This window comes from Streptomyces sp. NPDC001889, from assembly GCF_053594535.1.
Genome location: NZ_JBSFER010000028.1, coordinates 87,118 through 99,327, shown reverse-complemented (window position 1 = coordinate 99,327; position 12,210 = coordinate 87,118). Strand labels below are relative to the sequence as shown.

The following is a 12,210-nucleotide window of genomic DNA, read 5'->3' as shown; positions in this document are numbered from 1 at the left end:
GAGGGCAGGGGGCGGGACGCGTGTGCCGGAGGTCGTGGGACGGCGGGCGGGCGCTGGTCCGGGCGCAGAGCGTGCTACGGGACACGCGGACCGGGAATCCCAGGGCGGTGGACAGCCGGGAGCAGTCCGGCCCCCCGGCCCCGGGTGGAGGGCAGGGGGCGGGACGCGTGTGCCGGAGGTCGTGGGACGGCGGGCGGGCGCTGGTCCGGGCGCAGAGCGTGCTACGGGACACGCGGACCGGGAGCCCCAGGGCGGCGGACAGCCGGGAGCAGCGCGGCCCCCCGGCCCCGGGTGGAGGGCAGGAGGAGCGGTCGGGCGCCGGGAGGGGAGTTGGGCTCCGGGGGCGTCGGCGGGCGGGGCAGTCGGGTCAGGCGGTGGGTGCCACTTCCGGACTGCCGGGGCCGGCGCCCGCGCCTCCGCCCGGCTCGGCGGCCGTCTCCGCCCGGGGCACGGCGGAGCCCTGGGTGCCGGCCGGTGTCAGCGCGCTCCCCCCGGCGGGCACCGCCTCGCGCGGGGCCGCCGCCCCGGCCCCCGGGGACACGGCGGCCACCGGGCGCCACCACGGCTCGGCGGGGACGGCCGGTCCGGTGGGTTCGAAGGGCTCGCCGGGGCGCGGCAGCGCGACCCGCGCGCCCGCTTCCCCGGCCGCCGTGAGCGTGCCCTCCGCCGGCTCGGACCAGGGGTGCGGGGCGAGGTTGAACGTCGCCCAGTGGATGGGGAGCATCACCCCGGCGGGGCCGCCCTGGAGGTCCAGGTGGGCGCGCATGCCCTCGGCGGGGGTCATGTGGATGTCCGGCCAGTACTCGGAGTAGGCGCCGATCTGGATCATGGTGGCGTCGAAGGGGCCGTGCTCGGCGCCGATGTCCCGGAAGCCGGGGAAGTATCCCGTGTCCCCGCTGTGGTAGATCCGGTGCTCGGGGCCCGCGACCGCCCAGGAGGCCCAGAGCGTGTGCTGCTGGTTGCGCAGGCCGCGCCCGCAGAAGTGGCGCGCGGGGGTGGCGGTCAGCCGGAGGCCGCCCACCTCCGCCGTCTCGTTCCAGTCGAGCTCGTGGAGCCGCTCGGGGGACACCCCCCACCGTTCGAGATGGGCGCCGACGCCGAGCGGGACGGCGAAGACCGTGCCGCTGGAGACCAGGGCCCTGATGGTCGGCAGATCCAGGTGGTCGTAGTGGTCGTGGGAGATAACCACCACATCCACGGGCCCGAGCCCGGCGAGCGGGGCGGGCACGGGGTGGAGCCGCTTGGGCCCGGCGAAGGAGAAAGGAGAGCAGCGGTCGCCCCAGACGGGGTCGAACAGCACCCTCCGCCCGTCGATCTCGGCGAGCACGGTGGAGTGCCCCATCCAGGTGAGCCGCAGTCCGGACGCGGGGGGCTCGGCCAGATCGGTGAGGGTGGCGGGGTGCAGGGGCACCGGGCCGGTGGGTGCCCGGCGGGCCCGGGCCTCCTTCTGGAAGTAGATCCTGGCGAACTCGGCCATGGAGGCGCCGGACGGCCGGGTCCTGGCACCGACGGGGTTCTGGAAGACGCCGTCCGCGTAGTTGGGCGAGCGCCGGATGCGCTCCAGCCTGGCTCCGGCGGGGTCGGCGCCGAAGGCCGCGGGCCGGAGTGAGCGCAGCCGGGATCTCAGCGGGTGGGGGGAGCCAGCGCCGGTCACGGCACCTCCAGGTGTCGGGTCTTCTCATTATGTGCGTGGTGGGTGGCAGTGCGGCGAGGAAATCCGCCGCACGGGAATCCCGCCGTCCGGCCGGGGCTCCCGCCCGGGGCCCCCGCGCCGGGCGGGCGTGGCCGCCCGGGCGTCACGGTCAGGAGAACGCGCGGAGCGGTGCGGGTGTTCCTCGGATTCCCCTGTTTCCGGGGGGGCCGGGGTCATGCGGCCGGAATCGGCCATGGGGTTCCCGAGGGCGGGGGCCGGGAGCCGGGAGCCGGGAGGCCGGGGCAGGGGCTGGGAGCGGAGGAGGGGCCCGCCGGCGTGTCGGGCGTCCGAGGAGGGGGCCTGTGCGACAGATCCCCGCACGGTGCGGGCCACGGTCGGGGGCCGGCCCCGAACCCCCGCGCCTCCAACGCCGTCGGAGCTGGAACTGAGGACCGGCGGCCCCGGACCCGTGGCCCCGGACCCGCGACCCCGGCGGAAGCGGATGGAGGGGCTCCGGGAGGGGAGCCCCGGATCGTATTGACGATCATGTTGACAAGGGGGGCACCCGCTCCGAATACTGAACCGCTATTCAGTTGTCTTGATTCAGCCGTCCCGTGTCCCCCTCTGGAGGCAGCATGTCCGGGCCCCCCGCCGGCTCCCCCGCGCCCGCCGGCACCGCTCCCCTGCTGTCGCTGGACTGGACGGACCATGTCACCGGGGTCCGGGGCCATCTGGTGGTGGACCGGCTGGTGCGCGGGGTCTCCAGCGGTGGTCTGCGGATGCGTGCGGGGTGCACATCCGCCGAAGTGGCCGGGCTCGCCCGGGGCATGACCCTGAAGGAGGCGCTGCACTACAACCCCGGCGGGAAGTACATACCGCTGGGCGGCGCGAAGGGCGGGATCGACTGCGACCCCCGCGATCCGCGCGCCTACGGAGTCCTGGTCCGCTACCTCCGCGCGATGCGCCCCTACATCGAGACCGTCTGGACGCTGGGCGAGGACCTCGGTCTGACCCAGGACACCGTGGACCGGGCCGCCGCCGAGGCCGGGCTCGTCTCCTGCGTCCAGGCCGTCTATCCACTGCTGGACGACGAGGCCGCGGCGCGGCGCCGGCTGGCCGACGCCTTCGCCACCGAGGTCGACGGCCTCGGCCTGGACGAGCTGGCCGGTGGCTGCGGGGTCGCCGAGTCGGTGCTCACCGCGCTGGACCGGGCCGGGGTCGCCCACCGCGGCACCCGCGTCTCCCTCCAGGGGCTCGGCACCATGGGCGGCGCGACGGCCAGGTTCCTCTCCCGCGCCGGGCTGCTGATCGTCGCCGTCGCCGACATCAAGGGCACCGTCGCCAATCCCGAGGGCCTGGACGTCGAGGCGCTGCTCGCCGCGCGGGACGCCTTCGGGACGGTCGACCGGGCCGTCCTGCGGCCCGGGGACCGGGAGCTGCCCGGTGACGCGTGGCTCTCGGCCGACGCCGATGTGCTGGTGCCCGCCGCGGTCTCGTACGCCGTCGACACCGCCAACCAGGCCCGGGTCCGGGCCCGCTGGATCGTGGAGGCGGCGAACATGCCCGTACTGCCGGAGGCGGAGGAGGCGCTCGCCCGGCGCGGGGTGACCGTGCTGCCGGACGTGGTGGTCAACTCCGGTACGAACGCGTGGTGGTGGTGGACCCTGTTCGGGGACATCGGGGCGGACGCCGAGGAGGCGCTCGCTCATGTGCGCCGCTCGATGCGCGCGCTGGTGACGCTGATGCTGGCACGGGCCGAGTCGGACGGCGTCACCCCGCGCGCGGCGGCGCACGCCATCGCCGCCGGCCGGCTGCCGGTGATCGCCGACCGCTTCGGCTGGTACGGGCCGCCGTGAACCTGTCCCCCGCGAAGATCCGCTGTGTAGGGTGACGGAGTGGCAAGAGTCCGGTTGAGCGTGGCGGAGCGGCGTGCGGAACTTCTCGGCGCGGCCGTGGAGCAGATCGAGCGGCGCGGGGTGGCGGCGCTGCGGATCGCCGATGTGGCCGCGGCGCTCGGAGTGAGCAACGCGCTGGTCCTGTACCACTTCTCGACCAAGGAGAAGCTGGTCGCGGCGGCCTTCACCCATGCCGCCGACGCGGACCTCGCCCATCTGCGCAAACTGCTGGGCCGCCGCACCACCGCGGTGCGCAGGCTCCGCGCCGCGGTCCGCTGGTACGCGCCGACGGGCACGGCCAAGGGCTGGCGGCTGTGGATCGAGGGCTGGGCGGTCGCCCTGCGCGAGCCCGCGCTGCGGGAGGTCGCCCGCGATCTCGACCAGCAGTGGAAGGCGGCTCTGACCGAGGTGATCACCGAGGGTGCCGCCGCAGGTGAGTTCCCCTGCCCCGATCCCGCGTCGGCGGCCTGGCGGCTCACCGCCTTCCTCGACGGGCTGGCCGTGCAGATGACCTCGTACGCCGGTTCGCTCTCCCGCGCCGCGATGCTGGAGTGGACCGATGAGGCGCTCGCCCGGGAACTGGGGCTCGACCGCGAGGCGCTGACCGCCGCCATCCGCTGAACCCGCGGATGGCGGCTCCCGGCCGGGCCGGAGCGGCGGCAGCGGGTCAGAGCGGGAGCAGATCCGGCCGCTTCGCCGCCACGTGGTCGCCGGAGCTGACACCGCGCAGTCTGCGCCCGATCCAGGGCACCAGGTACTCGCGCGCCCACTGGATGTCGTCGCGCCGCACTTCCAGGGTGCCCCTCGGCGGGAGCACCGGCCAGGCCTGGTCGGGGTCGGCGGGCACCGGGAGCCCCAGCACCTGCCCGGCGCGCAGGGCGACCCTCGTGTGCCCCTCCGGGGAGAGGTGCAGCCGGTCGCTGTCCCAGGCCCGCCGGTCCTGCACCGACCTGAGGGACCACAGGTCGAGCACCGGACAGCCGTAGCGGTCGGCGATGGACCGCACGTGCGCGGTGTAGGTGGCGACCTTGCCGCGCAGATGGCGCAGCACGGGTACGTCACGGGTGTCGAAGCCGGTGGTCACCATCACGGTGCCGACGGCGCCGGTGAGGTCGGCTACCGCGCGCTCGAAGCGCTCGGCCACGTCGTCCGGGTCGCTGCCCGGCCGGATGATGTCATTGCCCCCGGCGCAGAACGACACCAGGTCCGGGGCGAGTTGTCTGGCCCTCGGCACCTGCTCCGCGACGATCTGGTCGAGGAGACGGCCGCGTACCGCCAGGTTGGCGTAGCGAAAGGTGTGTTCGGGCCTGCGGTCGGCGAGCAGCACCGCGAAGCGGTCCGCCCAGCCGACGAAGGACCCGTCCGGTCCGGGGTCTCCGACTCCCTCGGTGAAGCTGTCACCGATAGCCGCGTACGACCCGATTCCGCCCTGGTTGTCTGTGCTCGAATCGTCTGCCACAAGAACTCATCTTGAACCCGTGGATGTGACCTACGCGACCGTAAGGAGGGGTTGACGGCGGGTGATCTTTACCACCGGGGAATATCACGCGGTGGGGAATACCGCCGAATCCCCCCGCACCGTCGAGCGGTACGGGGGGATTCGAGCGTTCTGGGCGGTTTGCCGGTCGCCTCAGAGGGAGACGCCGTGCTGGCGGAGATACGCCACCGGGTCGATGTCCGAGCCGTAGGAGGCGGTGGTGCGGATCTCGAAGTGCAGGTGCGGGCCGCTGGAGTTGCCGGTGGAGCCCGAGAGGCCGAGCTGGGTGCCGCCGCTCACGCTCTGCCCCGCGGAGACGGAGAGGGAGGAGAGGTGGGCGTACTGCCCGTAGGTGCCGTCGGTGTGCTGGACGACGACCTCGTTGCCGTACGCGCCGCTCCAGCCGGCGGAGACGACGGTGCCCGGACCGACGGAGCGGACGGAGGTGCCGGTGGGCGCCGCGAAGTCGACACCGGTGTGGTAGCCGCTGGACCACATCGAGCCGGTCGCGCGGTAGGAGGTGGTGACACCGCCGGACGCGACCGGGCTGGTGTAGCCGGAGGAGGAGCCCTGGGCCTCCCCGGCGGGCTGCTCCGGGGCCGGCTGCTCGGCGGCGGGGGCGGGCTCCGGCTGGGGGGCCGCGGCACCGGCCGGGCCCTTGCCGCCGGAGCCGGTGCCCGGGGTCTTCTCCGGGGCGGCGGCCGGGGCGGACTCCCGGCCTCCGGAGCGGTCGGCGCGCGCCTCGGACGCGCCGCCGATGGCGAGTTCGAGACCCGGGTGGATCATCGAGGGATCGTCGCCGATGGTGTCGCGGTTCTTCTCGTACAGCCCCTGCCAGCCGCCGTCGACCCGGTGCTCGTCGGCGATCGCGGTCAGATGGTCGCCGGCGACGACGCGGTACGTGGCGGAGGCGGGGGCCGCCGGGGCCTGAGCCTGGGTCTGGGCCTGGGCCTGGGCGGCCTTCACCGGGGCCACGGCGGGGGCGGCGGCCGGGGCCGACCGCTCGGCCGCGTGGGCGCCGGTCGCCCCCATCAGCGGGAGGGCCAAGGCGGCCCCGCCGGTGCCGGCGGCGACGAAACCACGGGTGAGCGGGTTGTTCCTGGGGCGGCGGTGCTTACCCTTTGCGGGCATGGCGCATTCCTCTCCGGCGCCTGCGAGGTGAGCTGTCGGGTTCGGGCTGGAGATGCCCGGCCGCGCTCTGCGCGGCTTCACCCCGAGCCGTCCGGCGAGCCGGAACGGCGTACTGCCTGGGTCCCCCGCTCCTGCCACGAATCGACGTCCGATGGGAGTCCGGCCGGCGGCAGGATTAGGCGGTCCGCCCGGATGGCCGTGACCGTAGATGAGCCGAGCGGACCGGAACAAGCTGCTCCGCTTCACGGCCGGGGGTCCTGCGGCCCCGCTCCCGGGGATTCCGGTCACCCTGCGTGGAGCGCGCTCCCCCAACTCCCGCCCCGGCGTCGGCGTTGTCCTCCGCCGCACCGGCACGGACCGTCACCACTATGATCCTGCTCACCGACCGCACCCCATCTCCGCCGCAGCCGGGGCAGGTTATGGCGAAACAGCTAATTGAGCGATAACGACCCAGATGCGCTGATTAGAGACAGTGGAGCCGGAAGACCGCGGCGTCGAGGTCACCCGAGAGCCCGGTGTGCAGCCCGTGGTGCAGCAGCACCGCCCCCCGGTGCACGGCGCCGGTGTCCCGGCACTCGTACCGGCCGGCCGGATCGAGGCCGCGCAGCCGGAGCCTCGGCGGCCGTTCGCCGTAGTGCTGCGACGGGAGCCAGGCGAGGACGACGGTCTCGTCGCCGCGCAGATACTGCACCGCGCTCAGTCCGCCGCCGGGCGGGCGGAGCCGGTGGAGGTCGCCGTGCTGCACCAGTGGCCGTATCTCCTTGTAGAGAGCGATCCAGCCGCGCGCCTCGGCGAGTTCCTCCTCGCTCCACTCGGTGAGGTCGCCGCCGATGCCCAGCACCCCGGCCATGGCACTGACGAAGCGGAAGCGGAGCGAGCTGCGCCGGCCGTTGAGCTGGGTGTTCGGACTGTCGGTGACCCAGGCGGCCATCACCCGCGCCGGATGGAGCTGGCTCAGGCCGTGCTGGATGGCGAGCCGGTCCAGCGGATCGGTGTTGTCGGAGGTCCACACCTGATCCGTACGGGAGAGAATCCCGAGGTCGATCCGGCCGCCGCCGCCCGAGCAGGACTCGAAGTCCACCCCGGGGTGGGCGGCCCGCAGCCGGTCCAGGAGTCCGTACAGCCCCTGGACGTGCTCCACCCACAGCCGCTGCGGATAGGGGTCGCCCGGCCAGCCGGGGTCGGTGAAGCAGCGGTTGAAGTCCCACTTCACGTAGTCGATCGGCGCGCTGTCGAGCAGCGCGTGCAGCCGCTCCCACAGATGCTCCCGGACATCGCGGCGGGCGACATTGAGGACGAGCTGATGGCGGTACTCGGTACGGGTCCGGCCGGGCCGGTGCTGCACCCAGTCGGGGTGGGCGCGGTGGAGATCGCTGTCGGGGTTGACCATCTCCGGCTCGACCCAGATCCCGAAGCGCATCCCCCGCGCGCGCACCTCGTCGGCGAGCGGCTTGAGACCGCCGGGGAAGCGGTCGGGGTTGGGCGTCCAGTCGCCGAGCCCGGCGCGGTCGCTGGTGCGCCGCCCGAACCAGGCGTCGTCGACCACGAAGAGCTCGACCCCGAGGGCGGCGGCCCGCCGGGCGAGGGCGCGCTGCTGCGGCTCGGAGATGTCGAAGCCGGTGGCCTCCCAGGAGTTGTAGAGGACGGGCCGCTCGGCCGCCGCGTCCGGGATCACCCGGGCGAGCTGCCAGCGGTGCCAGGCCCTGCTGGCCCCGCCGAAGCCCTCCCGGCTCCAGAGCCCGGCGAAGACGGGCGAGACATAGGACTCGCCGGGGGCGAGCCGCACCAGTCCGGAGTCGTCGTGGCCCGCGCCCCCGGTGATCTGGACCAGTCCGTCGGGCAGCCGGTGGACGGCGATCCGCCAGGAGCCGGACCAGCCGAGCGCACAGCCGTACACCTCGCCGTGCTCCTCGGTCGCCGCGCCGCCGGCGTCCAGGGCGACCCAGGGCAGATGCTGGTGTCCGGTGTGGCCCCGGCGGCTCCCGATGATGTGCTCGCCGTACGTCAGCGGGGAGCGCACCAGCCGGGACTCGGCCGCCCAGCGGCCGTGGAGCTGGCTCAGCCGCCAGGTGTCGCGCGGGGGCAGGGTCCAGGTGGCGGCGTCGGCGCGGAGCAGCTCCAGGGCGGGTCCCGTGCCCTCGTGCGCGGCGGTGGTCCAGCGCTCGACGACATCGCTGTCGTCGCGCATCCGGTGGTGCAGGGTGAGTCCGAGGCCGTGCACGGGGTCGGTGAAGCGCAGCCGCAGTTCGTCGCCGTCCGCCGTGGCGCCGGCGAAGGCCCACTCGGTGCCGCGCACCTCGGGGGTGCGGACGCTGAGCGCGGGGCGGACGAAGCGGGGGCCGCCCTCGACCGGGTACTCCTCATGGCCGTCGAGCGGGGATTCGAAGGGGCGGTGGGGCGGTGGGGCCTCGGCGGCGAGCGCCTCGGCGTCCGCGCCGGTGATCCGGGGGCCCCAGTGGAGGTGGAGCAGCGCGTCGTCGTCCGACAGCCGAAACGCATAGCTGCTCGACGCCCCGGAGAGCACCCAGACACGGCCCCTGCCGACACTTTCGATCATCCCGACCCCCGGATTGCAACAGATCCGAACAGGCCCGCACATCATCCGACGGTTTCCCCCGTCGGTGCAATGCCCCCGTAACAGCCGGAATAAATGATTGCCCGAGGAATCAATGTCGTATCGTCAAGAACACGCCATCGTCGGCGACGAGCGCCGGCGTCCGTGACCTCAGGAGCCTCCGTGACGCAGCAGTTGCCACAGGTCCCGTCGACCGAGCCCGAGCTGGCCGGGGTGCGCAATTTCCGGGATGTCGGCGGGCTGCCGACCGTGGACGGCGGCCGGGTGCGGTACGGCAGGCTCTACCGCAGCGGTCACCTCGCCAACGCCACCGCGGAGGATGTGTCGTTCCTGGCCGGCCTGGGGCTGCGCACGATCTTCGACTTCCGGAACTCGGCGGACCTGCTGCTGGACGGGCACGACGCCGAGGTGCCCGGAGTGCTCCATGTGAACATGCCGCTGAGCGACCCCGCCGACGGCACCGAGTTCTGGCGGATGGTCCGGGACGGCGATCTCGTCCAGCTGCGCGCGGTCCTGGGCGACGGCCGGGCCTCGGCCCGGATGACCGATTCGTACCGCACGATGATCCGGGAACGGACCGGGGAGCACCGCCGGCTGCTGCTCGCGCTCGCCGACGACAGCCTGCCCGCGCTGATGCACTGCGCGGCGGGCAAGGACCGGGCGGGGCTCTCCATAGCGGTGTCGCTGCTCGCGGTCGGCGTGGAGCGGGAGGCGATCGAGGCGGACTATCTCCAGTCCAACGATCCGCGGCGGCGCTACCTGGTGCGGCGCGGCGACAGTTCGCCCGAGGGGATGTCGGCGGAGGTGATGGAGCTGCTGAGCCCGCTCTTCGACGCGCGCGCGGAGTATCTGCGGGCCGCGCTGGAGACGATCGAGGAGACCTGGGGCTCCACCGAGCGCTATCTCGGCGAGGGGCTGGGGCTCGGCGCCCCGGTCCGCGAGCGGCTGCGGGAGCGGCTCGTCACCACCGGGGTCTGAGCGCCGGGGCGGGGGGCGGGGGTTCGAGCGCGGGGTTCCGGAGGGCGGGGCCGTGGTTCGAGCGCCGGGCTCCGGAGGGCGGGGCCGGGCGCCCGGGCCGCCCGGGGCGGGGGCGGCCACGCTCGCGGCTGCTACTTGCCCATCTCGAAGAGCAGGTACAGGAACCCGGCGAAGACATGGCCGGCGATCAGATAGGCGAAGAGGCGGATCACCGCGCCCCTGGGGAACTTGCTCTCCTGGCTGCTCTTGGGCTTCTCGGGCACGGGCGCCGCGGTGTTCTCGGACATGTCGGTCCTCGCTTTCAGGCGTGCGGGTGGAGATCGGGGCTCTGGAGCAGGGTGTGGACGAAGAGCATCTCGGCTCCGTCGCGGGTGGCCGCGGCGAGGCGGTGCGGGGTGAGCGAGTCGTAGTGCGCGCTGTCCCCGGGGCCCAGCTCGTGGACGGTCTCGCCGAGGGTGAGCCTCAGCCGTCCGTCGAGGACGTAGAGCCACTCCTCGCCCGGGTGGGTCCGGACCAGATCGCCCTGGGCCCCGTAGGGGACGACCAGGCGCAGCGACTGCATGGCCCGGCCGGGGGCGCCCACCTGGTGGTAGGTCCAGCCGTCGGCCTGTGACGGCTCACCGCTGCCGGCCCGGATGACCGGGTCCCGCTCCGGCGCCGGCTCGCCGAGCAGCTCGGAGACTGCCGTACCGTAGATCCTGGCGAGCGAGAGCAGCATCGGCAGCGAGGGCTGCCGCCGACCGGTCTCCAGCCGGGAGAGATGGGCCGGTGAGAGGCCCGCGCGATGGGCGGCGCTCTCCAGGGTCAGGCCGCGGAGACGGCGCAGATCGCGCAGCCGGGGTGCCACGTCGGACAGCTCGGCGGCGATGTCTCCCGTGGGAGACCGAAGGTCCGGGGGATGGCCCCCGGGAGGGGTCCGCATGCTCTGCATGACTCCATTGCGCCAGGAAAATGCCTCTGTGGCAAGTTTCTTGCCCCAGAGGCAAATCTCTCCGTCGAGACTGGCGAAAGCGCAGGTCAGAGCGGCAGGAGCCGGAGGCCGAACAGAACAGGCCCCGGGCCGGTCTCAGCGGTGGGCGACCGCCTGACCGACCAGGGTCCGGCCGAAGTCCCAGATCAGACCGCCGCCCGCGTGGGCCTCCTCCATCACCGCCGTGAAGGCCGTCAGAAAGCGGTCCACCTCCGGCTCCCCGATGGTCAGCGGCGGAATCAGCTTGATCACTTCCAGCCGGTCGCCGGAGACCTGGGTGAGGATGCGGTGCCGGGTCAGCAGGGGCACCACCACCATCTGGGCGAAGAGCCCCTTGCGGGCGGCCTGGAGCATCGCCCAGCGGGTCCGCAGCCGGAGCGAGTCCGGCCGGCCGAACTCGATCCCGGTCATCAGCCCCCGGCCGCGCACCTCGCGCAGGAACTCATAGCGGTCCACCAGCTCCGCGAGCCGGGTGCGCAGCAGCTCACCGGTGGCGCGGGCGTTCGCCACAAGTCCCTCGTCCTCGATCACGGAGAGCACCGCGAGACCGGCGGCCATGGCCTGGGCGTTGGCACCGAAGCTCGCCGAGTGGATCAGCACCCGGTCCATGGACGAGTAGACCTCACGGAAGATCCACTCACGGCCCAGGGTGGCACCGACCGGCACATAGCCGCCGGAGAGCGCCTTCGCGACACAGATCAGATCGGGTTCCACCCCGGGCTCGTGCCGGTGGGCCCAGAAGTCACCGGTCCGGCCGAGGCCGGTCTGCACCTCGTCGGCGATCAGGAGCGCCCGGTGCCGGCGGAGCAGCTCCTGGGCGGAGCCGAGGTATCCGGGCGGGCTCTCCAGCACGCCCTTGCCCTGGATCGGCTCCACGATCAGGGCCGCCACATCGCCGCGCCGCAGCTCCCGCTCCAGCGCGCCGAGGTCGCCGAGCGGGACGGCGGTGTCGGGCAGCAGCGGCGCGAAGCCGTCCCGGAAGCAGGACTCGCCGTTGACGGAGAGGGAGCCGGTGGTGAGTCCGTGGAAGGCGTGGTCGCAGTGGAGCACCCTGGGTCGGCCGGTGGCGCGGCGGGCGAACTTCAGGGCGGTCTCCACCGCCTCCGTACCGCTGTTGGAGAAGAACACCCGGTCGAGGTGGGGGCTGTGGGCGAGGAGCCGCTCGGCGAGCAGACCGGGCAGCGGCGGGCAGTCGAAGCGGGTGAGGTCGGCGAGGGAGGCGTCGAGGGCGTCGTGCACGGCCTTCCGTACGACGGGGTGGTGGCGGCCGAGGCCCATCACCCCGAAACCGGAGAGCATGTCCAGGTAGTCGTTGCCCTCGGCGTCCCAGAAGTGGGCGCCCTCGGCCCTGACATAGACCTTGTCGAAGCCGATGGTGCGGAGCATGCGCGGGAGCTGGTGGTTGAGGTGGCGGGTGTGCAGCTCATAGCCCTCGCCGCCGCGCTCGGCGAGCAGCCGTGCCAGATCGAAGCCCGGAGCCGGTGGAGGCGCGGGGGGACCCGGCGGGTCCGGGGGCTGCCCGGTCATCTGTCATCTCTCCCTGGGGGCGGG

10 protein-coding genes and 1 riboswitch are annotated in these 12,210 nt (G+C 73.8%); of the genes, 3 read left to right on the top strand and 7 right to left on the bottom strand.

Going from position 1 to position 12,210, the window contains the following annotated elements; translation table 11 throughout:
* Positions 1-367: 367 nt before the first annotated feature.
* Complete coding sequence (locus tag ACWCRA_RS29475; protein ID WP_351557112.1) at positions 368-1,654, bottom strand: MBL fold metallo-hydrolase; 1,287 nt, start codon at positions 1,652-1,654, stop codon at positions 368-370.
* 614 nt (positions 1,655-2,268) lie between these two features.
* On the opposite strand from ACWCRA_RS29475, the gene ACWCRA_RS29470 reads away from it, so the two are divergent.
* Both ACWCRA_RS29470 and ACWCRA_RS29465 read left to right on the top strand, forming a co-directional pair.
* On the top strand, positions 2,269-3,489 hold the full coding sequence (locus ACWCRA_RS29470; protein WP_351557110.1) for a Glu/Leu/Phe/Val dehydrogenase dimerization domain-containing protein: 1,221 nt from the start codon (positions 2,269-2,271) through the stop codon (positions 3,487-3,489).
* 39 nt (positions 3,490-3,528) lie between these two features.
* Positions 3,529-4,149 (top strand): TetR/AcrR family transcriptional regulator, encoded by a 621-nt coding sequence (locus ACWCRA_RS29465; RefSeq protein ID WP_351557107.1) that lies wholly within the window; start codon positions 3,529-3,531, stop codon positions 4,147-4,149.
* Positions 4,150-4,195: 46 nt separating this feature from the next.
* Here the strand turns inward: ACWCRA_RS29465 and ACWCRA_RS29460 are convergent, their stop codons facing one another.
* The 3 genes from ACWCRA_RS29460 to ACWCRA_RS29450 form a co-directional block, all read right to left on the bottom strand.
* The gene (locus ACWCRA_RS29460; RefSeq protein WP_351557104.1) at positions 4,196-4,987 is read right to left on the bottom strand and encodes an SGNH/GDSL hydrolase family protein; all 792 of its coding nucleotides are present in this window, start codon (positions 4,985-4,987) and stop codon (positions 4,196-4,198) included.
* A 171-nt stretch (positions 4,988-5,158) separates the two neighbouring features.
* Entirely contained in the window at positions 5,159-6,136 is a 978-nt protein-coding gene (locus tag ACWCRA_RS29455; RefSeq protein WP_451069041.1) for a M23 family metallopeptidase, read from the bottom strand.
* Between the two features lie 4 nt (positions 6,137-6,140).
* A riboswitch (cyclic di-AMP (ydaO/yuaA leader) is annotated at positions 6,141-6,293 on the bottom strand.
* Positions 6,294-6,599: 306 nt separating this feature from the next.
* Positions 6,600-8,693: an alpha-galactosidase gene (locus ACWCRA_RS29450; RefSeq protein ID WP_451069040.1), complete on the bottom strand. Its 2,094-nt coding sequence runs from the start codon at positions 8,691-8,693 to the stop codon at positions 6,600-6,602.
* Positions 8,694-8,873: 180 nt separating this feature from the next.
* Here ACWCRA_RS29450 and ACWCRA_RS29445 point away from each other — a divergent pair, with 180 nt between their 5' ends.
* Positions 8,874-9,689 carry a tyrosine-protein phosphatase gene (locus tag ACWCRA_RS29445; protein ID WP_351557095.1) on the top strand — a complete coding sequence of 272 codons (816 nt, stop codon included), beginning with the start codon at positions 8,874-8,876 and terminating at the stop codon, positions 9,687-9,689.
* Between the two features lie 131 nt (positions 9,690-9,820).
* Here the strand turns inward: ACWCRA_RS29445 and ACWCRA_RS29440 are convergent, their stop codons facing one another.
* From ACWCRA_RS29440 to ACWCRA_RS29430, 3 genes are all read right to left on the bottom strand, one after another.
* Positions 9,821-9,976, bottom strand: a complete 156-nt coding sequence (locus ACWCRA_RS29440) for a DUF6126 family protein (RefSeq protein WP_351557092.1) — start codon at positions 9,974-9,976, stop codon at positions 9,821-9,823.
* Positions 9,977-9,990: 14 nt separating this feature from the next.
* On the bottom strand, positions 9,991-10,611 hold the full coding sequence (locus ACWCRA_RS29435) for a helix-turn-helix domain-containing protein (RefSeq protein ID WP_351557089.1): 621 nt from the start codon (positions 10,609-10,611) through the stop codon (positions 9,991-9,993).
* A 144-nt stretch (positions 10,612-10,755) separates the two neighbouring features.
* Positions 10,756-12,186, bottom strand: coding sequence for an aspartate aminotransferase family protein (locus ACWCRA_RS29430; protein ID WP_451069039.1), 1,431 nt, complete (start codon positions 12,184-12,186; stop codon positions 10,756-10,758).
* Positions 12,187-12,210: the final 24 nt, after the last annotated feature.